Genomic DNA, 26,063 nt, shown 5'->3' on the forward strand with positions numbered 1-26,063 from the left:
GTTCCTCCAGCGGGCGGACGGCGCCGGAACGCGCCGGTCCGCCCGGTCACGATGCTATTCCGCTGTCCTGTGCACTCGCTGTCCTATGCAGTCGCTTCAGGAGCATCCTCGGCTCCCGAAGCATCCGACCGCTCCGCCCTGCGCAGCAGCAGCGCGGCCAGCAGCCCGCCCGCCAGCACGGCCACGGCACCGACCAGCTGACTTGTCTCGAGGCCCGAGGCGAAGGCTTCCGAGATCCGTGCCCGCTCGCCTGCGTCGTCCGCAGCCGCGAGGGCGGCGGGCAGCGAAGCGGCGCCCACCGCCGCGGGCACCAGCGCCGCGAAGCGGGAGTTGAGCACGGCGCCCAGGACGGCGACGCCGAGGCCGTTGCCGAACTCGGCGAGGGTGCCGTTGATGCCCGCGCCGACGCCGGCCTTCTCCGGAGGGATGGCGCTCATGATCGCGTTGGCCATGGCCGGCATGGACAGGGCCACGCCGGCGCCCATCACGACCAGACCGATCAGCATCCCGCTGTAGCCGTTCGCCCCGAGGACCGCGATCGCGGCGAGGCCGCCGGAGACAAGGGCCATACCGAGGGCGATGGTGACCGGCGTGCCCAGTTTGATCAGCAGACGGGCGCCGACGCCCGTCATGTTCAACGCGACGACGGTGAGCGCCAGCGGCGCGGTGCGCAGACCGGCGTCGAGCGCTCCGTACCCGAGCACGAACTGCAGGTGCTGCGTCAGCAGGAACAGGGAGCCGGTCATGCCGAACGCCACCAGGATCGCGCCGGCGACCGCACCGATGAAGCGCTTGTTGCGGAAGAAGTGCATGTCCAGCATCGGGTACGGGATCCGCAGCTCCCAGAATACGAAGACGCCGAGGACCAGCACGCCGAGAGCGGCGGAACCGAGAACCTGCGTGGATGTCCAACCATGGTCCGGACCGGAGATGATCGCGTACACGACGGCCGTCATACCGATCGTGGACAGCACCGCTCCGAGCAGGTCGGGCCGCTCGCCCTGCGGGTTCTTCGACTCGGGGACGAGGACGACGGCCGCCACCAGGCCGATCACGGCGACCGGGATGTTGATCAGGAAGATCGCGCCCCACCAGAAGTGGTCGAGCATCACGCCGCCGATCAGCGGTCCGGCTGCGAAGCCGAGGGAGCTGACGGTCGACCACAGGCCGATCGCCTTCACCCGCTCGGTCTCGTCGAAGACCTGCACGATGACGGCGAGGGTCGTGGTCATCAGCAGCGCTCCACCGACGCCCATGCCGGCACGCGCGGCGATCAACTGGCCGGAGGACTGGGCGAGTCCGGCGGCGAGCGAGCCGATGCCGAAGAGGGTCAGACCCGCGGCGAGCATCTTCTTGCGCCCGTAGCGGTCGGCCGCGTTGCCCGCGGTGAGCAGCAGGCCCGACTGGACCAGCGAGTAGGCGTTGATCATCCACTGGATGTCGGCCGTCGAGGCGTCGAGCTCCCGGGTGAGGGAGGGGATCGCGACGGACAGGACGGTGTTGTCGAGCAGCACGGTGAGCTGGGCGAGGCAGATGACGCCGAGGATCAACCAGCGCTGCGGGTGGCCCGAGGGGGCCTTCTTGGTCTCGGCGGTCGTTGCCGTCATTCACGCTCCTTGTACGGTGTACGAGATCAGTTCTCGTACACCGTACAAGAGACTCCCATACGCTGTATAGCGCTATGTCGGGTCCGTCAGGTCGTAGAGCGTCGAGCCACCCACGGTGACCTCGGTGAACGTCTCCTGGACCCAGGCCGAAATCTCCGATCCGGTGTTGCCGCCGAGCCCTCCGCGACCGCCGCCCGGGCCTGAGTCGCCGCCGATGAAGTAGTGGATCCGTCCTTCGGCCACGTACTGCTTGAACCGGGCGAGCGTGGGCGACGGATCGCTGCCGTTGAAGCCGCCGATCGCCATCACCGGTTCGCCGGTGGCGAGTTGGTAGCTCGCCGCGTTCTGGGAGCCGATGGCCGCGGCGGCCCACGTGTACGCGTCCGCGTTGCGCTCCAGCGCGGCCGCGGCTTCGGCGTCGACGGCCGAGCCGTTCAGGAGGCCACCCATGGCGCCACCGCCGGGTCCGCCGGGTCCGTCTGCCTCGCCGTTACCGGGGAAGCCGCCGGGCATCCGGCCCTGGCCCTGGCCGTCCTGACTTTGGCCCAGCCCTTGACCTTGGCCCAGCCCTTGACCTTGGGGCCGACCCTGGGCCTGGCCGTCCTGACCGCGGACTTGGCCCTGGCCCAGGCCGCCGGGTGCGGCCTGGTGAACCCCCTGCCCGCCGGACGGCTGCATCCGGGCGCCGCCGTCGTCCCCACCTGCACCGCCACCCGGCCCGCCGCCTGGGCCGCCGCCCCGGCTGCCCGCCACCGCGGGGCCCGCCGTCACGATCGAGCCCGAATGTCCCTCCGCAAGCGTCGTGAGCGAGTACGCCGCAGGCCCGGCCAGGGACGCCACGAGGGCCAGGGCCGCCGCCCCGATCGCCGCCCTGCGACCCACCCGGGCGGTGAGCAGCAGACCTGCCGCGGAGACGAGACCGCCGATCAGCACCGCAGTACGCAGCCACGGCAGATAGTCCGCGGAACGGCCCAGCAGCACGTACGCCCACCATGCCGTCAACCCCACCGTCGTTGCCGACACCGCAGCCCACAGCGGCTTCGCCCGCTCCTCCCACAGCATCGTGGCGCCCATGCCGACCAGCGCGGCGATGTACGGGGCCAGAGCGACGGTGTAGTACTCGTGGAAGATTCCGGCCATGAAGCTGAAGACCCCCGCCGTCGTCAGCAGGGAGCCGCCCCAGACCGCGAACGCCGCACGCGCCGTGTCCGAACGGCCCGCCCGGCGGGTCAGCACCAGGCCGGCGGCGAGCAGCAGCAGGGCGGCGGGCAGCAGCCAGGAGATCTGTCCGCCGATGTTCCCCGCGAACATCCGGTCGATGCCGCTCTCCCCCCAGCCGCGACCCCCGCCGCCTCCGACGCTGCCTGTCTCCTCGCCGTTGATCCGGCCGAGTCCGTTGTAGCCGAAGGTCAGCTCCAGGAAGCTGTTGTTCTGCGAGCCGCCGATGTACGGGCGCGACGACGTCGGCCACAGCTCGACGACCGCCACCCACCAGCCGCCGCAGACCACGATCGCGAGGCCCGCCAGGGCGAGTTGGCCGAGCCGGCGCCGCAGGGTCGTCGGCGCGCACACGGCGTACACGAGCGCCAGCGGCGGCAGGATCAGGAACGCTTGCAGCGTCTTCGTCAGGAACGCGAGGCCCACCGCGGCACCCGCCCACACCAGCCACTTCGTCCGCGCGCCCTCAAGCGCACGCAGGACGCAGTACACGGTGACCGTCATCAGCAGCGCGAGCAGCGCGTCCGGGTTGTTGAAGCGGAACATCAGCGCGGCGACCGGCGTCAGCGCCAGCACGACGCCCGCGACCAGACCGGCCGCCGGTGTGAAACGCCGTCGCACCGCCGCGTACAGCACTCCCACCGTGGCGACGCCCATCAGCACTTCGGGAACGAGGATCTGCCACGAGCCGAGGCCGAAGAGCCGCACGGACAGGGCCATCGGCCAGAGCGCCGCCGGGGGCTTGTCGACGGTGATGGAGTTTGCGGCGTCGGACGATCCGAAGAAGAAGGCCTTCCAGCTCTCACTGCCCGCCTGCACGGCCGCGGAGTAGAAGGAGTTGGCGTATCCGGAGGCGCTCAGGTTCCAGAGGTAGAGCAGAGCGGTCGCGAGCAGGAGGCCGAGCAGGGCGGGCCGCACCCAGCGGGCGTCACCTTCTCTGCCGCGCCACACCCCCGCCAGGGCTCCGGTGTGCGGGCGGGCGTGCCCGGCGCCGTCGGCCGCCGTGGGCTCGCCGGACGGAAGTGTCGTGGTCACGGGATGTACCTCATGTCGTCGTGGGCGGGGCGGCCTTGCGCCGGGGCGGCCGGGGTCGGGTGGCCAGATGCCAGGTCGCTGCCGGTAGGACGGCCTTGCGCCAAGTGGCTGCCGGTAGGCCGGCCTTGCGCCGGGTTGTTGCCGGTAGGGCGCGCTTGCGCCGGGTTGTCGTGCGTCCGGCGGCGGTCGGGGAAGACCCACACGCGGAAGAGCAGGAACCGCAGCACGGTCGCGGCGAGGTTCGCGGCGATCAGGATGACCAGCTCCGTGCCGTGGGAGGGGCTGCCGGCCGCCGCGTCCAGAGCGGCGAGCGAACCGCTGGTCAATGCGAGTCCGACGCCGAACACGACGAGGCCCTGCGCCTGGTGGCGTACCGCGCGCGCCCGGCCGCGGACTCCGAACGTCAGCCGTCGGTTGGCCGCAGTGTTGGCGACAGCGGAGAGCAGCAGGGCGATGGCGTTGGCGGCCTGCGGGCCGAGGCCGGCGGTGTCGCCGATGCCGCCGCGGAAGAGCGAGTACAGCAACAGGTAGAGCAGGGTCGAGAAGGCTCCGACCACACAGAAGCCGACGAGCTGCCGCGTCAGTCCCCCGGGCACACCCGCCAGTTCACGGTCGCGCGGGTCGTCGCCGAAGGGCCGCGCGAGGCGGTCCAGAGGCAGCGCGCCGACCGCGAGCGCGCGCCCCACCCGCCAGACGCCCTTGAGGTCCTCGACGGCGGTGCTGACGATGTGAACGCTCGAGTGGGGGTCGTCGACCCAGTCCACCGGCACCTCGTGGATGCGCAGGCCCGCGCTTTCCGCCAGCACCAGCAGTTCGGTGTCGAAGAACCATCCGGTGTCCTCGACCATCGGCAGCAGCCGCTGTGCCACCTCGCGCCGGATCGCCTTGAACCCGCACTGCGCGTCGGAGAAGCGGGCGGCCAGCGAGGACTTGAGGATCAGGTTGTAGGCGCGTGAGACGAACTCCCGCTTCGGGCCGCGTACCACCCGCGAGGCGCGTGCCAGCCGGGATCCGATCGCGAGGTCCGAGTGGCCGGAGATCAACGGGGCGACCAGCGGGAGCAGCGCGTTGAGGTCGGTGGACAGGTCGACGTCCATGTAGGCGAGGACGGGAGCGTCCGAGTGGGTCCAGACCGTGCGCAGCGCCCGGCCCCGCCCCTTTTCGTCCAGCCGGTACGCCCGCACTTCGGCGATGCCGGCCTCCAGGCGCGCCGCGACCTCAGGCGTGTGGTCGGTGCTCGCGTTGTCCGCGACGGTGATCCGGAAGCCGTACGGGAAGGTGCCGGCGAGGTGCTCGTGCAGCCGCACCACACACCGTTCGAGGTCGGCCTCCTCGTTGTGGACGGGAATCACCACATCGAGTACGGGTCGGTCGGCCGTCCCGGCGAGCAGGTGCTCGCGGGCCGGCAGGGTCCCCCATGGGGTGTCGGTTCGCATACCGACGACCCTCGAAGGGGCCGCTGTCACGCCTGTGTGATCAGCCTGTGGACCGTCTGTGAGTTGTGCGGTGCGGCGGGGCTCGCAGGTGGCAGCGCGACCGAGAAGACCGTGCGGCCGGGACGCGAGCGCACGGACACGGCGCCGCCGTGAGCGGCGACCACGGCGTGCACGATGGCGAGCCCGAGGCCGGTGCTACCGGCCTGCCGCGACCGGGAGGCGTCACCGCGGGCGAAGCGCTCGAAGATGTGGGGGAGCAGTTGCTCGGGGACCCCGGGGCCGTCGTCCTCGATCTCGAGGACGACTGCGGCCGGTGCGCCGGCCGGTGGGGCGGCACCGGAACGGTGGTCCGGTGGGGCGGGCCGCACGCGCGCCGTGACGGTCGTGCCCGAGGGCGTGTGCGTGCGGGCGTTGGCCAGAAGGTTGACCAGGACCTGATGGAGTCGGGGACCGTCGCCCCGTACCGTCGCCGGCTCGGGCGGCAGCTCCAGCCGCCACACATGGTCCGGTCCTGCCGCCCGTGCGTCCGCGACGGCGTCCACGACCAACCGTGAGAGATCAGTGCTCTCCTGCGAGAGCGGCCGTCCCGCATCCAGCCGGGCGAGCAGCAGCAGATCCTCCACCAGCCCCGTCATCCGCGTCGCCTCCGCCTCGATGCGGCCCAAGGCGTGCCGGGTGTCCGGGCCGGCCGTATGCCTCTCGCGACCGCGCCGCGTCAGCTCCGCGTACCCGCGTATCGATGCCAGCGGGGTGCGCAGCTCATGACTGGCGTCCGCGACGAACTGTCGTACCCGCGTCTCGCTCTCCTGCCGTGCCGCCAGCGCGGAACCGACATGGCCGAGCAGGCGATTCAGCGCCGCGCCGACCTGCCCGACCTCGGTGCGCGGATCGGCCTCGGCCTCCGGCACCCGCTCGTGCAGGGCCACCTCCCCGCTGTGGAGCCGCAGTTCGGAGACACGGGTCGCGGTCGCGGCGACCCGGCGCAGCGGCCGCAGCGCCATCCCGACCATGCCGGCGCCCGCGAACCCGGCGGCGACCAGCGCGGCACCCGTGACACACACCTCGACGACGACCAGGGTCCGCAGCGTGTCCTCCACCTCACGCGTGGGCACTCCGACCAGGAACGAACCCCGCACGCCTTCTGCGTACTCCACCCGGTACCCGCCACGCCCCGGCAGCTCCACCGTGTGCGGCTCACCGTCGCGTGCCACCGAGGCGAGCGCCTCCCGCTGCGCCGTGTCGAGCGGCTGTTCGGTGGGGGCGGGGCCGTCCGGCTCCTCCTGGGTACTGGCGACCGCCACCTCGACCTTGCCGTCGGCCTCGACCAGCGCGCCCACGGTCCCGACCGGCGCGCCGCCGCCCGTGACGAAGTCCAGCGGCCCCTTGCGCGGCATGTCGCCCGGCGGCTTACCGTCGCTCCTGACCTGCGGCCCCGCGGCGCGTGCCGCCACCGCCCGCAGTTCGGAGTCCAGCTGCCTGTGGAGATGGGTGCGGAACGCGATCGTGGTGACCGTCCCGATCACCGCGCCCACCACGGCGATCAGCAGCACGGCGGAGACCACCAGCCGGGCCCGCAGCGACCACGGCCGGCTCGCCGCCATCTCACTCACCCGGCTTGATCAGGTACCCCGCTCCGCGGCGCGTGTGGATCATCGGCGAGCGGCCCGCGTCGATCTTCCTGCGCAGATACGAGATGTAGAGCTCGACGACGTTGGCCTGACCCCCGAAGTCGTAGCTCCACACCCGGTCCAGGATCTGCGCCTTGCTCAGCACCCGGCGCGGGTTGCGCATCAGATAGCGCAGCAGCTCGAACTCGGTGGCGGTGAGATGGACCGACCGGCCGCCCCGCGTCACCTCGTGGCTGTCCTCGTCGAGCGTCAGGTCACCGACGGCGAGCAGCGACTCGCTGCGCACGGCCGCTGTACCCGACCGCCGGATCAGGCCCCGCAGCCGGGCCACGACCTCCTCCAGCGAGAACGGCTTGGTGACGTAGTCGTCGCCACCGGCAGTCAGCCCGGCGATCCGGTCCTCGACGGAGTCCCTGGCGGTCAGGAAGAGGACGGGCACCTGAGGCAGTTCCCGCCGCAGCCGTCCCAGGACGGCGAGCCCGTCCATGTCCGGAAGCATGACGTCGAGGACGACCGCGTCGGGCCGGAACTCACGCACGGCGCGTACCGCCCCCGCGCCGTCGTCCGCGCTGCGCACCTCCCAGCCCTCGTACCGCAGAGCCATCGACAGCAGCTCGCTCAGCGACGCCTCGTCGTCCACGACGAGCACCCGCACGGGGCTGCCGTCCGGCCTGAGCATTTCTGTGCGCCCCTGGGGCGAGGTCGTCGTCATGTTCGCCAGCCTGTGACCTTGCCCTGAGAGGCTTCTTTCCCCAACCTGTGAATTCCCTGAGAAGGTACGGGCACGGCAAGCGATGTATACGGTGCCTGGCATACGGATGCCTCGGCGAATCGCCGGAGGGATCGACCAGGGGGTCGGGAACCGAGAGTCAGGGGACGAGCGGCGTGGTCACGGCACACGAATCCTTCTGGCAGCAGCGGCTGCGGCGGACGCTCACCGCGGACAGTGCCGCGCCGGTGCTCGTCCTGGTGGAAGGCGCCGCCGGCACGGGCAAGAGCCGCCTCGCCCAAGAGCTGACCACGCTCCCGGAGGCCACCCGGGCCACCTGCCTGCGTTGGGCGTGCGGCGAGGGCGGCACGCCGCCGGAGCCGGTCCGGGGCGAGCCGGTTCTGCTCGTCGTGGACGACGTCCAGCGCGCGGACGCGAACGAGCTCCTCGCACTCCGCCGCCTGCTGGAGCATCCGCAGCCCGGCCTGGCGGCCGTGGTCACCTACCGGCCCGAGGAGTTGGCCCACGCCGGGCTGCCCCTCGGCGCACCACCGCCTCGTTACCCGCCCGAGCTGACCGTCCTGCGCCACCGCATACAGCCGTGGACCGCGAACCAGGTCCGGCAGGCCGCGACGGGCGCGCTCGGCGAACGCTGCACGGCCGACGCGGTGACACGACTGCACGAACGCTCGGGCGGGGTGGCCCAAGTCGTGGTCGACCTGCTGGCGGTCCTGAGTCAGAGCCCCGGGCAGCGGTGCACGGCCGCCGACGTCGACGCCGTCGGTGTGCCCGTACGGCTGTCCGACCTGAGCCTCGGCCGGACGGCCGCGCTGCCCCCCGAGCACCGGCCGATCGTCTGGGCCGCCGCCGTTCTGGACGAGCCGGTGACCGGCGACGAACTGACAGCAGTGTCGGGACTGGGCCCCGAACCCGGCAGGCAGGCCCTGCTCGCCGCGCTCTCCGGCGCGGCATTGACGGAGGCGAGCGAGGGCCGCTACGGACTGCCCGCCCCGCTCGCGGCGCTCGCCGTGCACGGATCCGTACCGGGGCCCGTGCGGCAGGAGTTGCACGGTCGGGCGGCGGACGTACTGGCCCGCAGACAGCCCGTGCCCTGGACGTCGCTGGCCAGGCACCACAAGGCAGGCGGGCGGATTCGCGGCTGGCTGCGCGCCGTGGAGCACGCCGCGCTCGAGGCCGCGGAGGGCGGACGGCACCAGGAGGCGATCCGGCTGCTGGAGCAGACACTGGCCTCCCCCTCGGTGCCACCGCAGACGCGCGCCCGGCTCGCACCGATGCTGGCGCGCAGCGCGGTCGTCGGTCTGCGCTCGAACCAGACCGTCGAGGTGCTGAGCCAGATCGTCGAGGACCCGGCCCTGCCGGCCGCGGTACGCGGCGAGCTCCGGCTCGATCTGGGGCTGCTGCTGTGCAACCAGGTCGGCATGGGCGGAAAGGGCTGGCAGGAACTGGAGCGCGCCGCCGCCGAACTGCGGGACGCCCGGCCGGACCTGGCGGCCCGGGCGATGTCGGCGCTGGCCATGCCGTACTGGCCCGGATGCTCGATCGATGTCCACCGGACCTGGCTGGAGGGCGCGGCGCAGGCCGCGGCCGACAGCGGAGACGAGGTCGTCCGCGCGGCCGTCGCCGCCAACCGTGTGGGCCTCACCATGAGTTGCGGCGACCCGCGGGCATGGGATCTCATCACGACACTGCCCACGGACAGCTCCGATCCGCGATGCCGTCAGCACGCCGCGCGCGGCCTGTGCAACGCGGCGGACTCCGCGGTGTGGCTCGGCCACCACGAGCGCGCGGAGGAACTCCTGACGGCGGGCCTCGAACTGTCCGCGAAGAGCGGCGCCCCCTACACCGAGCACACCGCCCTGGGCGCACGGCTGCTGCTCGAGTTCGTCACCGGGCGCTGGGCCGGACTGGCCGAGCGGTGCGAGACGTTCGTGACGGCGACCTCCGACATGCCCGTCATCTGCGCCGACGCCCGCATGGTGCGCGGACTGCTCGCCCTGGCGCAGGGGGAGTGGGGGCGCGCCTCGTTCTGGCTGTCCGGCCCCGAGGCCTCGTCCCACGAACACGCGGCGGCACCCCTGGCCGCGGCCACGTCCGGAGCGCTGATACGCCTCGCGCTGGCCCGGCAGGAACTGCCGGCGGCGGTGGCGGAGGCCGAGATGGCATGGGCGGCCCTGGTGGCGAAGGGCGTGTGGGTGTGGGCGGCCGAGCTCGCACCCTGGGCCGTGGAGGCCACGGCGCGGGCGGGTGACCACGCGACGGCCGAGGCCATGGTGGAGGACTTCGCTGCGGGGCTCTCGGGAGTGCAGGCGCCCGCCGCGTCCGCCGCGCTGATCTGGAGCCGGGCCGCGCTGGCCGAGGCCGGCGGGCGCCCGCGGGACGCCGTCCCGCTCTACCGCCAGGCCGCGGCGGCGTACTCCGCCCTGACCCGCCCGTACGCCCAGGCCCTGACCACGGAGGGCGCGGCGCGTTGCGCGCTGGAGACGGCGACGGGGGCGGAGGCGGCGACGGTGGCGGTGACGGAGGCCGAGACGGCGACGGAGGCGGAGGCGGCGGCGGTGGCGGAGGCCGGGTCGGGCGCCGACGTGGCCACCGCTGACGAGGCCGACGTGGCCGGTGCCCTCAGGGCCCAGGCCGTCGCCGAGTTGACGGCTTGCACGCAGCAGTTCGCCGACCTCGGCGCCGTCTGGGACGCCGCCCGCGCCCGGGCCGTACTCCGCTCGCACCAGCCGGCCAGGGAGGCCAGGCCGCCCGGCAGGCCCTCGTACGGGGACCAACTCTCGCCCCGGGAGAGCGAGGTCGCCGAGCTCGCGGCGACCGGGCTGACGAACCGGGAGATCGCGACGACCCTGCATCTGTCCCCTCGGACCGTCGAACAACACGTCGCGCGGGCCATGCGCAAACTCGGCACCCAGTCCCGGCAGGACTTGGCCGAGACTCGTGCCGCCGTCGCCGACTCCCCGGCCCCGCATACCGGCACGAATGGTGCGGATTACCGCAGCAGTAGGGGTTAATCGGGTATCCGTAGCGCCCCGTACCCGTATAGGCGCATACGAAATCACGCCGTAGGTTCCAGCCACTGGCCGATCGAACGCGGTCCGCCGCGGGGGAGCTGCTGACCGCGCGTCGTCCGGCCGGTGCCTGCACGGCCGGGCCCCCAACCCGCCCGTGCGCCACGGCCGTCATCCCCAACCCCTCACCTCCCTGGCGCGGCCGCAGGGCCGGCTTGTCATGACCCGAACCATCCCCACGCGGGCCAGGCCTGCCGGAACGGACTTGAAAGGCAGCAGCCATCTTGAACGGTTCCAGACCCTTTCGCATATCCCTCCTCGCGGTGACCACCACCGCTCTGCTGTGCGCCGGCGCCGCCACCTCCATCGCCGCGCCCCTCCCGCCCGCCGAACCGACGGCCGTCCCGGCCAAGGCCACGGACAAGGCGCCCGTCGAGCGCCTGATCGTCGGCTACAAGGCGCAGGCCGCGGAGGCGAAGTCCAACGACGCGGCCGGCAAGGACGCGGAGGCCAAGGGCCGCAAGGCCGGCGAATCCCTCGACTTCGACCGGCGCCTCGGAACCGGCGCCGCGCTCGTCGACCTCGGCGGCGAACTCGGCAAGGCCGACACCGAAGACGTCATGGCCGCCTTCCGTGCCGACCCGGACGTCGCCTACGTCGTCCCGGACACCCGGATGTACGCCACCGCCGCGGCTCCGAACGACACCGAGTACCAGCGCCAGTGGGACCTGTTCGAGGCGACCGCCGGTATGAACGTCCCGGGTGCGTGGGACAAGGCGACCGGCGAGGGCGTGAAGGTCGCCGTCATCGACACCGGCTACGTGGCCCACTCCGACCTTGCCGCCAACGTGGTCGCCGGGTACGACTTCATCTCCGACTCGTTCATGGCCAACGACGGCGGCGGCCGCGACAGCAACCCCGCCGACCCGGGTGACTGGATGAACCGGGGCGAGTGCGGCACCGACGCCGCCGGCCAGCCGGTTCCCTCGCGGGACACCAACAACTCGTGGCACGGCACCCACGTCGCCGGCACCATCGCCGCCACCGCCAACAACAGCAAGGGCGTCGCCGGCATCGCGTACAACGCGACCGTGCAGCCCGTCCGCGTGCTCGGCAAGTGCGGGGGCACGACCGCCGACATCATCGACGCCATCACCTGGGCGTCCGGCGGCTCCGTCCAGGGCGTGCCCGCCAATGCGAACCCGGCCGACGTCATCAACATGAGCCTCGGCGGCGGCGGCGCCTGCGACTCCGGCACCCAGAGCGCCATCAACGGCGCCGTGAGCCGCGGCACGACCGTCGTCGTCGCCGCCGGCAACAGCAACGCCAACGCGGCGAACTTCAACCCCGCCAGTTGCAGCAACGTCATCACCGTCGCGGCCTCCGACCGCGAGGGCAACCGGGCGTCCTACTCCAACTACGGCACCGTCGTCGACATCACCGCGCCCGGCGGCGAGACCGCGGTGAGCTCGGCCAACGGCATCTTGTCCACGCTGAACACCGGCACCCGCAGCGTCGGCAGCGAGAACTACGTGGCCTACCAGGGCACCAGCATGGCTGCCCCGCACATCGCCGGCCTCGCCGCGCTGATGGTGGACACCGACCCGGCCCTGACACCGGCGCAGATCGAGTCCGCGATCAAGAGCAACGCCCGTACGCTGCCCGGCTCCTGCTCCGGCGGCTGCGGCGCGGGCCTCGCGGACGCCGCTGCCACGCTCGGCACGCCCGGCGGTGGCGACCCCGAGCCGTCCACCGGCAACGTGTTCACCAACGCGGGCAACGTGACCATCGCCGACAACGGCACCGCGGTCACCTCCTCCCTCTCGGTGACCGGCATCAGCGGCAACGCCCCGGCCGACCTCAAGATCGCGGTCGACATCAAGCACACCTACCGCGGTGACCTCGTCGTCGAGCTCGTCGCCCCGAACGGCTCCTCCGCCCGGCTGAAGGGCTCCAGCTCCAGCGACAGCGCGGACAACGTCATCACCACCTACACCGTCGACGCCTCCGGCGTCGCCGCGAACGGCACCTGGAAGCTGCGGGTGACCGACGTCTACAGCGGCGACACGGGCTACATCGACTCCTGGGGCCTGACCTTCTGACGGGTTCGCAACTCCAGGCCGGAACCAGGGCCTGCCGATGTCGAGGAGGGCATCGGCAGGCCCTTGCCGTGTCCGCCCTTCACCGGCCTTCACCTGCCTTCCGCGACCCGGCTCTCACCGGCCCGGCGTCAGCCCCAGCAGCCGCGCGCCGTTGTCGTGACAGACAGCGCGCAGCCAGTCGTCCCCGAGTCCCAGTTCCTCCAGCACCCGCAGCTGGTGCACATACGGGTACGGGATGTTGGGGAAGTCCGTCCCCAGCACGATCCGGTCCCCGAGATCCGCGAGCCGCCCCCGCTCCCCCTCCGGGAACGGCGCGAACGCCTCGCTGAAGTCCGTGAACGCCATCGTCGTGTCGAGCCGGACCTCCTCGTACCGCTCCGCGAGAGCGAGGAAGTCGCCGTACTCGGGCATCCCCATGTGTGCCACCACCAGCCGCAGCCGCGGATGGCGCGCCAGCAGCCGGCCGACCGGCTCCGGCCCCGTGTGCTTGCCGGGCGCCGGACCGGAACCGCAGTGCATCACCACCGGCACCCGCGCCTCCGCGAGCAGCCCCCAGACCGGGTCCAGCAGCGGGTCGCACGGGTCGTACGCGCCGACCTGCAGATGCGACTTGAAGATCCGCGCCCCGCTCTCGACCGCCTCGCGCACATAGGCCGCCACCCCGTCCTCGGGGAACAGCGTCGCGGTATGCGCACAGTCCGGGGTCCGCGCGGCGAAGTCCGCCGCCCACCCGTTGAGCCAGGCCGCCATGCCGGCCTTGTGCGGGTAGAGCATCGAGGTGAAGCCTCGTACACCGAACTCCCGCAGCAGCGCGACCCGTTCCTCCTCCTCGTGGCGGTAGGTGATGGGCCATTCCAGCCCGGTCATCGGGCCGACGGCATCGAAGTAGGCCCACACTTTCGCGAGGACGCGTTCGGGCATGAAATGCGTGTGGACGTCCACGAGCCCCGGCAGCCCGAGCCGCTGCCAGAAGTCCTTCACAGCCTCGCCATCACCACTGCTGCCACCATTGATGCCGTCACTCAACGCCGTGCTCCCTCCACCCGTGCCGTGTCCCCTCTGCATCCCGTCCGCCCGCATCAGAACAGGCCGTCCTGAACGCCCGGGTCCCCCGCACCCACCTCGGCGACGGGCACACTGATACCGGCCCCGGGGTCCGCCCCGACCAGTCCCCAGCCGGTCATCAGCCTCGTGTCCACGACGACGACCTGCCCCCCGGCGGTCCGCAGATGCAGGTCGGGCCCGGCGGCCGCGAGGAGCCGGCCCGCGACCACCCCGCCGTCCACCAGTTCGCGCACCACGCCGGTCGCGGCCGGCAGCCCGTCGAGCCCGAACACCCCGGCGTGGTCGACCGCCTCGAACGCGATCCGCTCCAACGACTCCGCCCACCCGGGCAACGCCAGCGCGCGCCCGTGCAGCTCCTCGATCTCCGCGACCCGTTCAGCCGGCCCCGGCAACGCGGCCCGTACCGCACGCTTGTCGGCGTACGGAATCCGGTCCGGCACGCCGAGAGCCGTACGCAGCAGTTCCTCCGTCCGCCGCGCGGCCATCAACGGGCCGCGGCCCAGCCAGCTGAAGACCACCGCCCCCTGCTCCAGCAGCCGCGCCGGCCCGCGCGCCTCCGCGGTGATCCCGACCTTGACCATCCCGGGCCCGAACCAGGCCAGATACACGCGGTACGTGCGCGGGTCGTCGGCGATCGTGTCCGCGGCCACCGAATGCGCCCGGTCCAGCCGCGCGCACTCCGGGCACCGCGCCTGCGTCGTCCGTCCGGGCACCACGGCGGCCAGGGGACATACGTTCCCCCGCGCACCGACACACCGGCGGGCGCCCTCGGCCCGGAAGCCGAGCTCCTTGCCGGCGACCAGTGGACTGACCCGCCCGCCCGCCCACACGAGCACGCCCGTCCGCGCCCCCGGCGGCCAACTGATCCCGGCACACCGCCAAGCCATCCACACCTCCGGCCGCTGCTCCCCCACCCCATCCTGCCCCCCAACGCGAGAGGCCCCCGGATCATCTCCGGGGGCCTCTCGCCTGCTGTGCACTCGGCAGGATTCGAACCTGCAACCTTCTGATCCGTAGTCAGATGCTCTATCCGTTAAGCTACGAGTGCCTTGCTTCCCTGGGCTTTTCTGCCCGGTCGGCGTTGCGGGAACAACATTACATGACCGGCGCCGTCACGCGAAATCCATTAGCCGTACCAGCTCCGACCTGGGCAAACGCCCGAAACGGGCCTCTGTGGCGCGCCGCTGGAACGACCGAAGCCCCGGCCGTGTGGCCGGGGCTTCGGTGATCAACTGCGGAGGCGGAGGGATTTGAACCCTCGATGGGCTTTAAGACCCAAACCGCATTAGCAGTGCGGCGCCATAGACCGGACTAGGCGACGCCTCCAGCACACCCGCGCAGGCGCGGGTGGTGCGTGCAGATGATGACACAGCCCAGTGGCCTGTCACCAATCGCCGTCCACGGTACTAGCCCTTTGGCCCGCAGAGCAAAGCGCTTCGGGTTGCGCAACGCCGTGGCGTGAGCAGCGTTAGACATGCCGGGGCCCGTCGCGGCTCCCGGCCGGACCCAATGACTCTCCAGGAGCCCCCATGCTGCGCCGCCTCGTTCTCACCGCAACCGCGTCCGTCGCCGCGCTGGCCGCGGCCGTCCCCGCCGCGGGTGCGGCGGCCTCGCCGCTGCCGTTGCCCCTGCCGCTGATGGAGCAGCCCGACCCGCCGGTGGTGACGGAGCAGCCCGACCACCTGTCGGTGACCGTCTCCCAGACCGGGAACACCCGGACGGACGGGAGATACGAGCTGCAGTGCGGACCGGCCGGCGGGACGCACCCGTCGGCCGAGTCGGCCTGCAGCCGCCTCGAGGAGCTCGCGCAGCAGGAGCGGGACCCGTTCGCTCCGGTGCCGCAGGACCAGATCTGCACCCAGCAGTTCGGCGGGCCGGCCACCGCGCGGATCACCGGCACATGGCAGGGCCGGCAGATCGACGCCACCTTCGACCGGTCGAACGGGTGTGAGATCTCGCGATGGCAGACACTCGAGCCAGTACTGCCGAACACCAGGTCATAGGCCGACGGGGTACGCCATGTGCACACAACCTTGGTGAGAGCTCCCCCTCATCCGCCGCCTGAGCCCCATCCGCTGCCCTTAGACTCCCTCAGTGACAGGCCGAGGCCCGAGAGGCAAGATGGGGCCGGCCGTCCGCAATATGCAGTAGGTCAGGGAGGAACCGTCGTCGTGAGCAGCAGGCCATCCCGAGGCGCTGCTCGCCTCGCAGCCATACTCGACGCCCTTCCGGACGGGCTCGTCCTCGTCAATGCCAACGGCACGGTCGTCAACGCCAACACCATCGCCCTCGAATTGTTCGAGGCGCCGGGCACCGCGCTCGTCGGGCGGGGGCTGCTCGACCTGTTGCCCGAGTTCGACTCCCGGCTGATCCCCGGCTCCATGCGCCGTCCCGACGCCGCCGACGAGCGCGGCCGCACCAAGCCGGCCCGCATGATCGCCCGGCGTACGGACGGCAGTGAGTTTCCGGTCGAGGTGACCAGCGCGAGCCTCGAGGACGGGCGCGAGGCCTACGACTCGTACAACGCGTACACCGGCGACGAGCTGCTGATGCTCGTGGTCCGGGATCTGTCGGGGACCATGGACACCGAGGCGGAGCTGGCGCGTTCGCAGCGGCAGACCGAGATGATCCTTCGGGCCGCGTCGGAAGGCGTGGTGGGCACGGACACCGACGGGCGGGTCGTGCTCGTGAACCCGGCCGCCGCACAGATCCTCGGCTTCCGCGCCAGCGACCTGGGCGGCCAGGAACTGCACCCGCTGATCCTGCACTCGCGTGCCGACGGCGAGCCCTTCCCGTACGCGGAGTCGCCGCTCGCCGACACCCTCAAGTCGGGGCGCAAGCACCGGGTGCGGGGCCAGGTGCTCTGGACGAAGAGCGGCGACAAGGTCGCCGTCGACCTGACCACGGCACCGGTGCGTGACGGGGACCAGCTGGTCGGAGCGGTGATGACGTTCACCGACCGGCGGCCCTACGAGGAGCAGGCACAGAAGCACGCCGCCGAGCTGGCGGAGACGACGGAGCGGCTCACCGCGGAGCTCGCCGACGCCACGGAACGGTACGAGGCGGAGCTCGCCGACAAGGCCGAGCGCTACGCGTCCGAGCTGGAGGCGGGCACCGAACGGTACGAGGATCTCGCCGCCCGGCACGCCCAGCTGACCGCCGTGCTCGGTGAGTCGCTGCGCGGTCCGCTGGAGGAGCTGCGCACCGAACTGGGCACGCTGGCCGCGGACCCGGCCGGGCAGCTGTGGCCCGAGGCGAACCAGATCCTGCACCATCTCGCCGCCGGTTACGCCCGGATGACCACACTTGTCGACAATGTTCTCGGCTATCAGCGGCTCGACACGGGCGTGGAGCGGCTGACGAAGTCCAATGTCCTCCTCGACGCGGTCGTGGCGGCCGGAGTCGACGGCGCCGTCGAACTCATCGGCCCCGGGCGCGCGCAGTTCGCGGTGCACGCGCCGCCGATAGAGGCCGAGGTGGACGGGGCACGGCTGGCGACGGCGCTCGCCCACCTGGTCGCGGACGTGGCGGGCGTCGACTCCACCGGCAAGGCCAGGCTGGTGCCCGGCGGCGGATATGTGGACTCGACGGTCGTGGTCGCGGCGGCGCAGCGCGGCGACGTCGTGCGGATCGAGGTGCGCGGGCCGTTCGCCGGGGGGGACCCGGTGCACGAGCCGATCGTGCGCGGGATCGTACGGGCGCACGGCGGTGTGCTGCAGACGCACGAGGTGCCGGGGATGAGCGGCAGCGCGTACGTGCTCGAGGTGCCGCTGGGCGAGGGCGCCGGGACGGTCCCGTCCGCTCCGGTCGCCGAGCAAATGGCCGTGCTGCCCGCGCAGCAGTCGTCCGACCCCGTCCCCGCTACCGACCCCGCTCCCACGACGTCCGGGGGCGGCGGGCGGCGGCGGGCGCGTCGCTCGTCCACGGACGCTTTCCTGGAGAGCCCCGTGGCCATGGAGGACCCCGTGGCCGCGCAGCCGACCGGACGGCGCCGGGCGACACACCCGGACGCCGAACTCATCCCCGCGCAGGACAAGGGCGAGGGCACGGGCAGCAGCGGCGGGACCGGTCGCCGACGCGGCCGCCCCAGCCCCGTGGAGAACGCCGTGGCCGCCCTACGGCCCGCGGAGGGCGCTGTGGTGACCGCCGCCGAGGGTGCGGGCGGACGCGCTGCGCGCGGGGAGACCGTGCCGCCGCAGGGAGTACCGGTCGACGCCCAGGGTCTCCAGCCCTCGGGGCGGCGCGCGCGGCGAGCCGTCGAAAGCGGCCGGCCGGAGCTCTCAGCCGCGCCGGCCGGCCCGCAGCAGGCCCCGCAGGCCGTGGCTCAGCAGCCGGCCCAACCGGCCGGCCGGCGCGCGAGGCGTGCGCTGGCTGCCGCACCGGCCGAGGCCGAGAGCGGACCGCGCGCCGCGTTCGCGCTGCCGCCGGCCGAGGCCGACCGGGTGCCCGCCACGGCGGGCACGGCGGACGACTCCACGCCGGAGCGGCACGACGCCGTGACCACGGCACCGGGCACGCAGCACCACACCCCGCCGCAGCAGCACCCCGCGCCGACGGGACGCAGGCGTGCGCGCCAGGGCGAACAGCCGATGCCGCAGCAGTCGATGCCGCAGCAGTCGACCGGTGCCGGTCAGGTCCTGGCGGGTCCGTCGGCTCCCGTCCCGGCAGGTCCGGCAGGTCCGGCAGGTCCGGCAGGTCCCGAAGGGCCGATGGCGACCGGTCGGGCCGACTGGGTGCAGGACGGCACCTCGGGCGGCGGGCAGGGCTCTGTGGGCGTGACCGACGGGGACACCGCCGCGCCGGGGCAGACCCAGGACACCGGTTCCGTGCGGGCCCCGGACACCGGTTCCGTATCGATGCCTCTGCCGCCTGCGGCACCGGCCCAGGGCCAGGCGCAGCCGACAGACGCTTCGGCCGCCGCCCAGGTCCCGGCCGCCGCGCAGGCCCGACCGCAGGCACAGCCGCAACCGCAGGAGGCGGCGCCCGGAAACCGCGCGTTGCCCGCGCCGGAGCCTGTCCGGCCGCCGGCCGCGCAGCCGCTGCCGGCGGAGGAACCGGCCGCTGCGGACTCCACACAGGGGCGCGCGTTCAGCGTGCGCACGCTCGGCCAGGGCGTACCGTTCGCGCAGCACCTCACCCAGCAGCAGAACCAGACCCTCGGCTCCGGCCGCCGCCGCAAGCTGGCGACACGCGCCGACAGCGCGTTCCCCGAGCCCGCCGCCCGTCCGCACCCGCAGCCGACGGCGGCACCCGTTCCGGTTCCGGCGACGCCGACGGCCGCCCAGCAGAACGGGCCCCGGCTCTCCGCCGACCGGACGGACAGCCGCACCGAGGGCAGGGCCTACGTCATCGGGGCACCGGACGAGGGGGCGGAAGGGCCCCAGCCGTTGGACGGCCCCGGCGGTGCGGTCGAGGTGGCCAACCGGCCGCAGCCGCAGCCCGTCGACGACGAGCTGCCCCCGGAGCCGCTCGACAACCCGCGGCGGCTGCTGGTGTGGCCCGCCCCCGACGTCTCCACGCAGCAGGCGCTCAGCGACCGCGGCTACCGGCCGGTCGTCGTGCACTCGCGCGAAGAGGTCGACGCGCAGATCGCGGCGTTCCCGGCCGCGCTGTTCGTGGACCCACTCACCGGGCCGATCACCCGTACCGCGCTGCAGTCGCTGCGCCAGGCCGCCGTGGCCGCCGAGGTGCCGGTGCTGGTGACGGCGGGGCTCGGTCAAGCCACGCGCGAGGCCGCGTACGGCGCCGACCCGGCCGTGCTGCTCAAGGCGCTGGCCCCGCGGGACAGCGACCAGCACCCGTCGCGTGTGCTCCTGATCGAGGAGCACGAGGAGATCGCCCTCGCACTGACCTCCACCCTGGAGCGGCGCGGCATGCAGGTCGCGCGGGCGGGAGCGGACGCGGACGCGGTCACGCTCGCGACCCAGATGCGGCCCAACCTGGTGGTGATGGACCTGATGCAGGTACGCCGCCGCCGGGCCGGGATCATCGACTGGCTGCGCGCGAACGGCCAGTTGAACCGCACGCCGCTGGTCGTCTACACGTCGGCCGGCCTCAACCAGGAGGAGCTGCCCCGGCTGTCCTCGGGGGAAACGGTGCTCTTCCTCGCGGAGCGCTCCACCAGCGACGAGGTGCAGGCCAGGATCGTCGACTTGCTGGCGAAGATCGGCACCAACTGAGACCGCCCCGACCGGGAGCCGGCCGGACCGGGGCACGGACCGGGGCGGGACAGAGCGGAGCGGCGCCGGCCCGGGCTGAGGCCGGCCCGACTGGAACCGGCACCAATTCCGGCACCCGTGGGGAGCGGCACCCACTAAGACCGGCCCCACCGGGACCGGCGTCACCTGACGGCCCAAACGGGACCGGCGCCAACTGACGTGAAGGGGGCCGGCGTGACAACCGCCGGCCCCTCGCGCACCTCTGCCGCTGCTACAGCTCGGTGACGTCCAGCTCACCGTCCGCGTACTGCCTGCGGATGACCTTCTTGTCGAACTTGCCGACGCTGGTCTTCGGCACCGCCGGGATCACCGCCCAGCGCTCCGGCAGCTGCCACTTGGCGATCGTCGCGGACAGGAAGGTCTTCAGCGTGTGGTAGTCCGCGGTCGAACCGTCCTTGAGGACGACCGTCGCCAGCGGACGCTCGCCCCACTTCTCGTCGGGTACGGCTACGACGGCGGCCTCTGCGACCTCGGGGTGGGCCATCAGCGCGTTCTCCAGGTCGACGCTGGAGATCCACTCGCCGCCCGACTTGATGACGTCCTTGGCGCGATCGGTCAGGGTCAGGTAGCCGTCGGGGCTGATCACGCCGACGTCGCCGGTCTTCAGCCAGCCGTCCTCGCTGAACTTGTCCTCCGGTCGGAAGTCCTCACCGCCCGCGCCGCCGTAGTACGCGCCGGCGATCCAGGTGCCGCGCACCTCCAGCTCGCCTGCCGACTCGCCGTCCCAGGGCAGGATCTCGCCGCCGGGGCCGACCAGCCGCGCCGCCACACCGGCGGGGAAGCGGCCCTGCGTGATGCGGTACGGCCACTCCTCCTCCGCGCTCAGCCCGGCCGGCGGGTGGGCCATCGTGCCGAGCGGCGAGGTCTCCGTCATGCCCCACGCGTGGCAGAGCCGCACGCCGAGCTTGTCGTACGCCTCCATGAGGGAAGGCGGACACGCGGCGCCGCCGATGGTGACCTGCTTCATCGACGACAGGTCGCGGGGCTTCGCGGTGACCTCGGCGAGCAGACCCTGCCAGATGGTGGGAACGGCCGCGGCGTGCGAGGGCTTCTCCCGCTCGATCATGTCGGCGAGCGGCGCGGGCTGCAGGAAGCGGTCCGGCATCAGCATGTTGATGCCGGTCATGAACGTGGCGTGCGGCAGGCCCCAGGCGTTCACATGGAACTGGGGGACGACCACGAGGGTGGTGTCGCTGGCGGTCAGGCCCATCGACTCGGCCATGTTGACCTGCATGGAGTGCAGGTAGATGGAGCGGTGCGAGTAGACGACGCCCTTAGGGTCGCCGGTGGTGCCGGAGGTGTAGCACATGGCCGCGGCACTGCGCTCGTCCAGTTCCGGCCAGTCGAAGGTGGTCGGGCGGCCGGCGATCAGCTCCTCGTACTCGTGGACCTGCGCCTCGGTGTCGGCGAGGAGGGAGCGGTCGCCGGGGCCGGAGACGATGATGTGCTCGATCGTCGGCAGGTGCGGCAGCAGCGGGGCGAGCAGGGGCAGCAGGGAGCCGTTGACGATCACGGCCCGGTCCGCGGCGTGGTTGACGATCCAGACGAGCTGCTCCGCGGGCAGACGGAGGTTCAGCGTGTGGAGCACGGCGCCCATGGAGGGGATCGCGAAGTACGCCTCGACGTGCTCGGCGTTGTTCCACATCAGGGTGGCGACCCGCTGGTCGCCGTCGATGCCGAGCTCGTCGCGCAGGGCATTGGCCAGCTGGGTCGCCCGCCTGCCGGTCTCGGCGAAGGTGCGACGCTGCGGCTCGGGCTCCCCCGTCCAGGTGGTGATCTGTGATGTCCCGTGGATCGTCATCCCATGCTGGAGGATGCGGGTCACAGTCAGCGGTACGTCCTGCATGGTGCTCAGCACGGCGTCCTCCCGGTGGGCGCTAGCGCTACGTGGCAGAAAAGGTGGGAAGATTCTGCGCACATACCACGCGGTATGTCACTACCCGGGGGTAAGGAATCCCGGCACATCCCCGCGCAATGACGCACAACAGCGCACAGAGGATCGCTTCGGCGGCCCCGCCGAGTGGCCTGAAACAGTGCCTCAGCGTACCGGGGAGAGCCCCGGGTCCTCGCGGAGCTTGCCGAGCGCCCGGGAAACGGCGCTCTTGACCGTACCGATCGAGACGCCGAGCACCTCGGCCGTCTGGGCTTCGCTCAGGTCCTCGTAATAGCGGAGCACGACCATCGCCCGCTGGCGGTCCGGCAGCTTCATCACCGCGCGCCACATCGCGTCGTGCAGGACCTGCTGCTCGGCGGGATCGGTCGCCGGCACGGTCTCCGGTTCCGGCAGCTCGTCGCAGGCGAACTCGTCCACCTTGCGCTTGCGCCACTGCGACGTACGCGTGTTCAGCAGGGCACGGCGCACATATCCGTCGAGCGCTCGATGGTCCTCTATGCGCTCCCAGGCGACATACGTCTTGGTGAGCGCCGTCTGCAGCAGATCCTCGGCGTCACTCGGATTCGAGGTCAGCGACCGCGCGGTGCGCAGCAGCACGGGCCCCCGCACCCGTACGTACGACGAGAACGATGTGTAGGGCGTGTACGACGGCACCGGCGCGGCGGCCTTGGAAGCGCTCGTACAGACTGGCGTGGTCATGGCTCCACGCTAGGAGCGGACCCGCCGTCGCGGATCGGCCCCAGGTCCCGAAGCCTTGTCCCCCTCAGGTTGTAGGGGCGGCGGGGGCTGCACCTCCTGAAGGTGGAGGGCACCCTCAGGGGCTATGCGCTGTCGGCCCCGAGGACGAGCCCCGAGGTGGGGACGCCGGTGCCCGCCGTGACCAGGGTCCTGGCCGCGCCCGGTATCTGGTTCACCGACGTGCCGCGCAATTGCCTGACCGCCTCGGCGATGCCGTTCATCCCATGCAGATACGCCTCTCCCAACTGCCCTCCGTGGGTGTTCAGCGGAAGCAGGTCCGCGGCCACGAAGTCGGCGCCCTCCCCCGGCTTGCAGAAACCGAACTCCTCCAGCTGCATCAGCACGAACGGCGTGAAGTGGTCGTAGACGATCCCCACGTCGATGTCGGCCGGTGCGAGACCGGAGGTCCGCCACAGCTGTCGGGCGACGACCCCCATCTCGGGCAGGCCGGTGAGATCGTCGCGGTAGAAACTGGTCATCTGCTCCTGGGCCCTGCCCGCACCCTGCGCGGCGGCGAGGACCACCGCAGGCGGCTGAGGCAGATCCCGGGCCCGCTCGACACTGGTCACGACCAGGGCCTGGCCGCCATCGGTCTCCTGACAGCAGTCCAGCAGCCGAAGCGGCTCGACGATCCACCGGGATGCGGCATGGTCGGCCAGGGTGATCGGGCGGCCGTGGAAATACGCGGCGGGATTCGTGGCCGCGTACCGCCGGCCGGCGACCGCGACCTGGCCGAACGCCTTTGGGGTCAGCCCGTACGCGTACAGATAGCGCTGGGCGGCCATCGCCACCCAGGAGGCAGGAGTGAGCAGCCCGAAGGGGAGGTTCCAGCCGAGGGCGGCCCCCTCCGCCGACGGCTCCCTGCGCTGCACTCCGGAACCGAAACGCCGACCGGAGCGCTCGTTGAACGCCCGGTAGCAGACGACGACATCGGCGATCCCCGCGGCGACGGCCAGCGCCGCCTGCTGCACGGTGGCGCATGCCGCACCTCCGCCGTAGTGGATACGGGAGAAGAAGGACAGCTCACCGATGCCCGCGGCCTGGGCGACGGTGATCTCCGGGCTGGTGTCCATCGTGAAGGTGACCATGCCGTCGACCTCGGCGGGGGAGAGGCCGGCATCGTCGAGCGCGGCACGCACGGCCTCCACGGCGAGCGTCAGCTCACTGCGCCCCGAGTCCTTCGAGAACTCGGTCGCACCGATGCCCACGACGGCCGCCCTGCCACCGAGGGTGTCCCTCTGCCGGATGCTCATGTGCCGGCCTCCGGGAGGGGCGGGAGGGCCACCGTCACCGTGCCGGTGACGTGGTTGCCGAGGCTGTTGGCACCGACCACCCGCACTTCGGCCGTCGTCCCGTCGAAGGCGCCGATCGTGCCGCTCAACACCATGGTGTCGCCCGGGTGGTTGGGAGCGCCGAGCCGTATGGCTACCTTGCGGAGCACGGCACCGTCGCCGAAGTAGTCGGTGACGTACCGGCCGACGAGGCCGTTCGTCGTCAGGATGTTCATGAAGATGTCGGGAGAGCCCTTCTCCTTGGCCCGCTCCGCGTCGTGGTGCACGTCCTGGTAGTCGCGTGAGGCGAGTGCTCCGGCGACAATCAGCGTGCGGGTGACGGGGACGGTCAGGGGCGGCAGCTGCGTGCCGGCGCATGGGACCGGACAGCTCGCGCCCGCGGTGGTCGTCGGGGTCCTCGGGGTCATCGGATTTCCTCCTTCCGAGCAATGCGCCCGGTTCGGACAGGACTTCGGCGCCGCCTCCGACAGGCGGTCGGCGTGGAGTCCACGTCAACCGTCACCGCCCCGTTCTCCCCGGAAGACGGGCAGCTCGAACTCGCCGTCCACGCCGAGGAACTCCAGCTCCACAGGCATATCGATGCGCACCATGTCGTACGGCACACCCACCACGTTGCTCACGAAGCGCACTCCCTCCGCCAGCTCGATCAGGCCCACCGCGAACGGCGGGTCGAACGCGGGGAACGGTGGATGGTGCATGACCACATAGGAGAAGACGCTGCCCCGGCCGCTCGCCTCGACCGTGTCCCACTCGGGCGATCCGCAGGAACCGCACCCCGGCAGCCAGGGCAGACGCAGCGTCCCGCAGCCGCCGCACCGCTGGATGAGCAGCCGGTGCGCGGCCACTCCTTCCCAGAATCCCGCGTTGTCCCTGTTGATCACCGGCCGCGGACGCGTTCCCTTGGGCCTGCGCTCCTCGGGGGCGTACTTGAGGATCCGGAAGCGGTGCGTGCCTGCGAGCCGGCCACCGGCTCGCACGTCCATCCGCGTGGTGACGAAATAGCCCGTCCCCAGCTTGGTCGTCTTGCGCTCCGACACGGACTCGATCACCGCGTCGAAGGTGATCCGGTCGCCCGGTCGAAGGGGCCGCAGATATTCCTGCTCGCAGTCGGTGGCGACCACGGAGCTGTACCCGGCGCCGTCGAGCAGCGCGAACAGCTCGTCCTGCGCGGCTGTCCGATCGGTGTGACCCGACAGGCCGCCCATCGTCCACACCTGGAGCATGGTCGGCGGAGCGACGGCGTCCCGCCCGGCGTAGGCGGGATGGGTGTCCCCCATCGCCTCGCACCAGTGCCTGATCATCGGCTCGTTGACGAGATCCTTGCCCACGCCGGAGGTGACGGCGGCCCGGCCCTCGTACGTTTTCAGCTGCGCGTACAACTCGTCCGTAACCACGTATCTGACTGTCCGTCAGTTCCGTCGCGCCGTCAAGGTCACGACACGGGCCGACGCCCCATGCCCCGGAACGCGTCTGTGCGGCGGCGCCCCCAAGCGCCGCCGCACAGACGTTCTTCCCCCGCCTCACCCTCCCTGGGTTCCTCCTCCCTCGACTCGCCCTCCCTCGATTCCTCCTCCCCCGACTCGCCCTCCCCTCGGTCCGAGCCTCACCTCCGGCTCACCCTCCCCTCGGGCCGGCCGTCACCACAGAGGCGAGAAGTTCACGGTGACGTTGTCCTGGTCGACGACTGTGAAGCCGAGCCCGTTGACCCCTGCCGTATTGCTCTGATTACTCGCGCCGGGGCCGGTCGCCACTTGCTGGGTGGTGGATGCGTTGCCGAAGTTGTCACCCCAGACGCCGCTGCCGGCGATCGTGGCCACGGACACGTTCGACCCGTCGTCCGCGAACCCGCCATTGTCGGCCTGGGCAACACCGCCCAAGAGCGCGATCGTGAGAGGCAGGGCGGCGGTAGCGGCGAGGACGCGGGCTGAACGGATGCTTGCCATGTTCTTTTCCTCCATGTATCGGAACGCCCAAGTGCTTCGCTTTCCAGAGCGGTTGGCCTTCCGCTTCGGACTTGATCACGACGTCGCGAGATCAGAGTTGCCCACGCAATCCCCGGCGAATCACCCCGGAAGGGGCGTTCGCTCGCAAG

17 protein-coding genes and 2 tRNA genes are annotated in these 26,063 nt (G+C 72.1%); 4 read left to right on the top strand and 15 right to left on the bottom strand.

Going from position 1 to position 26,063, the window contains the following annotated elements; translation table 11 throughout:
* Positions 1-83: 83 nt before the first annotated feature.
* The 5 genes from ACIQ7Q_RS05600 to ACIQ7Q_RS05620 form a co-directional block, all read right to left on the bottom strand.
* Positions 84-1,607 carry an MFS transporter gene (locus ACIQ7Q_RS05600; RefSeq protein WP_403856600.1) on the bottom strand — a complete coding sequence of 508 codons (1,524 nt, stop codon included), beginning with the start codon at positions 1,605-1,607 and terminating at the stop codon, positions 84-86.
* Positions 1,608-1,679: 72 nt separating this feature from the next.
* Positions 1,680-3,860 (bottom strand): ArnT family glycosyltransferase, encoded by a 2,181-nt coding sequence (locus ACIQ7Q_RS05605; protein ID WP_403856602.1) that lies wholly within the window; start codon positions 3,858-3,860, stop codon positions 1,680-1,682.
* Positions 3,857-5,296 (bottom strand): glycosyltransferase, encoded by a 1,440-nt coding sequence (locus ACIQ7Q_RS05610; protein ID WP_403856604.1) that lies wholly within the window; start codon positions 5,294-5,296, stop codon positions 3,857-3,859. Before ACIQ7Q_RS05610 ends, ACIQ7Q_RS05605 begins: the two co-directional genes overlap by 4 nt.
* 26 nt (positions 5,297-5,322) lie before the next feature.
* Positions 5,323-6,897, bottom strand: coding sequence for a sensor histidine kinase (locus ACIQ7Q_RS05615; RefSeq protein WP_403856606.1), 1,575 nt, complete (start codon positions 6,895-6,897; stop codon positions 5,323-5,325).
* Position 6,898: 1 nt separating this feature from the next.
* Entirely contained in the window at positions 6,899-7,636 is a 738-nt protein-coding gene (locus ACIQ7Q_RS05620; protein WP_403856608.1) for a response regulator transcription factor, read from the bottom strand.
* Positions 7,637-7,809: 173 nt separating this feature from the next.
* Between ACIQ7Q_RS05620 and ACIQ7Q_RS05625 the strand changes: the two genes are divergently transcribed.
* Complete coding sequence (locus tag ACIQ7Q_RS05625) at positions 7,810-10,665, top strand: LuxR C-terminal-related transcriptional regulator (protein WP_403856610.1); 2,856 nt, start codon at positions 7,810-7,812, stop codon at positions 10,663-10,665.
* 320 nt (positions 10,666-10,985) lie between these two features.
* Positions 10,986-12,764, top strand: coding sequence for a S8 family serine peptidase (locus tag ACIQ7Q_RS05630; RefSeq protein WP_403856612.1), 1,779 nt, complete (start codon positions 10,986-10,988; stop codon positions 12,762-12,764).
* Between the two features lie 114 nt (positions 12,765-12,878).
* On the opposite strand, the gene ACIQ7Q_RS05635 is transcribed toward ACIQ7Q_RS05630, so the two are convergent.
* The 4 genes from ACIQ7Q_RS05635 to ACIQ7Q_RS05650 all read right to left on the bottom strand — a co-directional run bounded on the left by ACIQ7Q_RS05635 (position 12,879) and on the right by ACIQ7Q_RS05650 (position 15,155).
* A complete protein-coding gene (locus ACIQ7Q_RS05635; RefSeq protein WP_403856614.1) occupies positions 12,879-13,829 on the bottom strand; it encodes an amidohydrolase family protein in 951 nt (316 codons plus the stop codon).
* 14 nt (positions 13,830-13,843) lie between these two features.
* Complete coding sequence (locus tag ACIQ7Q_RS05640) at positions 13,844-14,716, bottom strand: DUF2797 domain-containing protein (protein ID WP_403856616.1); 873 nt, start codon at positions 14,714-14,716, stop codon at positions 13,844-13,846.
* Positions 14,717-14,804: 88 nt separating this feature from the next.
* A tRNA-Arg gene (locus tag ACIQ7Q_RS05645) sits at positions 14,805-14,877 on the bottom strand.
* Between the two features lie 187 nt (positions 14,878-15,064).
* Positions 15,065-15,155: transfer RNA gene (locus ACIQ7Q_RS05650), tRNA-Ser, on the bottom strand.
* A gap of 203 nt (positions 15,156-15,358) precedes the next feature.
* Here ACIQ7Q_RS05650 and ACIQ7Q_RS05655 point away from each other — a divergent pair.
* Together ACIQ7Q_RS05655 and ACIQ7Q_RS05660 are read left to right on the top strand one after the other, a co-directional pair.
* Positions 15,359-15,832, top strand: a complete 474-nt coding sequence (locus tag ACIQ7Q_RS05655; protein ID WP_403856618.1) for an SSI family serine proteinase inhibitor — start codon at positions 15,359-15,361, stop codon at positions 15,830-15,832.
* A 168-nt stretch (positions 15,833-16,000) separates the two neighbouring features.
* Positions 16,001-20,008 (top strand): PAS domain-containing protein, encoded by a 4,008-nt coding sequence (locus tag ACIQ7Q_RS05660; RefSeq protein ID WP_403856620.1) that lies wholly within the window; start codon positions 16,001-16,003, stop codon positions 20,006-20,008.
* A gap of 250 nt (positions 20,009-20,258) precedes the next feature.
* On the opposite strand, the gene ACIQ7Q_RS05665 is transcribed toward ACIQ7Q_RS05660, so the two are convergent.
* The 6 genes from ACIQ7Q_RS05665 to ACIQ7Q_RS05690 form a co-directional block, all read right to left on the bottom strand.
* Positions 20,259-21,905, bottom strand: coding sequence for a long-chain fatty acid--CoA ligase (locus ACIQ7Q_RS05665; RefSeq protein WP_403856622.1), 1,647 nt, complete (start codon positions 21,903-21,905; stop codon positions 20,259-20,261).
* 180 nt (positions 21,906-22,085) lie between these two features.
* On the bottom strand, positions 22,086-22,640 hold the full coding sequence (locus ACIQ7Q_RS05670) for a SigE family RNA polymerase sigma factor (RefSeq protein ID WP_403856624.1): 555 nt from the start codon (positions 22,638-22,640) through the stop codon (positions 22,086-22,088).
* Positions 22,641-22,762: 122 nt separating this feature from the next.
* The gene (locus ACIQ7Q_RS05675) at positions 22,763-23,932 is read right to left on the bottom strand and encodes a lipid-transfer protein (protein WP_403856626.1); all 1,170 of its coding nucleotides are present in this window, start codon (positions 23,930-23,932) and stop codon (positions 22,763-22,765) included.
* A complete protein-coding gene (locus ACIQ7Q_RS05680; protein WP_403856628.1) occupies positions 23,929-24,378 on the bottom strand; it encodes a MaoC family dehydratase in 450 nt (149 codons plus the stop codon). Before ACIQ7Q_RS05680 ends, ACIQ7Q_RS05675 begins: the two co-directional genes overlap by 4 nt.
* 84 nt (positions 24,379-24,462) lie before the next feature.
* Positions 24,463-25,365: a bifunctional MaoC family dehydratase N-terminal/OB-fold nucleic acid binding domain-containing protein gene (locus ACIQ7Q_RS05685; protein ID WP_403856630.1), complete on the bottom strand. Its 903-nt coding sequence runs from the start codon at positions 25,363-25,365 to the stop codon at positions 24,463-24,465.
* Between the two features lie 243 nt (positions 25,366-25,608).
* Complete coding sequence (locus ACIQ7Q_RS05690; protein ID WP_403856632.1) at positions 25,609-25,914, bottom strand: hypothetical protein; 306 nt, start codon at positions 25,912-25,914, stop codon at positions 25,609-25,611.
* Positions 25,915-26,063: the final 149 nt, after the last annotated feature.

The sequence above is a fragment of the Streptomyces sp. NPDC096176 genome (assembly GCF_044763255.1).
GTDB lineage: Bacteria > Actinomycetota > Actinomycetes > Streptomycetales > Streptomycetaceae > Streptomyces.

Coding starts and splice junctions, on each gene's coding strand:
- ACIQ7Q_RS05600 (WP_403856600.1), bottom strand. CDS start 1,607: ATGACGGCAACGACCGCCGAGACCAAGAAGGCCCCCTCGGGCCACCCG.
- ACIQ7Q_RS05610 (WP_403856604.1), bottom strand. CDS start 5,296: ATGCGAACCGACACCCCATGGGGGACCCTGCCGGCCCGCGAGCACCTG.
- ACIQ7Q_RS05615 (WP_403856606.1), bottom strand. CDS start 6,897: ATGGCGGCGAGCCGGCCGTGGTCGCTGCGGGCCCGGCTGGTGGTCTCC.
- ACIQ7Q_RS05620 (WP_403856608.1), bottom strand. CDS start 7,636: ATGACGACGACCTCGCCCCAGGGGCGCACAGAAATGCTCAGGCCGGAC.
- ACIQ7Q_RS05635 (WP_403856614.1), bottom strand. CDS start 13,829: ATGCAGAGGGGACACGGCACGGGTGGAGGGAGCACGGCGTTGAGTGAC.
- ACIQ7Q_RS05640 (WP_403856616.1), bottom strand. CDS start 14,716: ATGGCTTGGCGGTGTGCCGGGATCAGTTGGCCGCCGGGGGCGCGGACG.
- ACIQ7Q_RS05655 (WP_403856618.1), top strand. CDS start 15,359: ATGCTGCGCCGCCTCGTTCTCACCGCAACCGCGTCCGTCGCCGCGCTG.
- ACIQ7Q_RS05670 (WP_403856624.1), bottom strand. CDS start 22,640: ATGACCACGCCAGTCTGTACGAGCGCTTCCAAGGCCGCCGCGCCGGTG.
- ACIQ7Q_RS05675 (WP_403856626.1), bottom strand. CDS start 23,932: ATGAGCATCCGGCAGAGGGACACCCTCGGTGGCAGGGCGGCCGTCGTG.
- ACIQ7Q_RS05680 (WP_403856628.1), bottom strand. CDS start 24,378: ATGACCCCGAGGACCCCGACGACCACCGCGGGCGCGAGCTGTCCGGTC.
- ACIQ7Q_RS05690 (WP_403856632.1), bottom strand. CDS start 25,914: ATGGCAAGCATCCGTTCAGCCCGCGTCCTCGCCGCTACCGCCGCCCTG.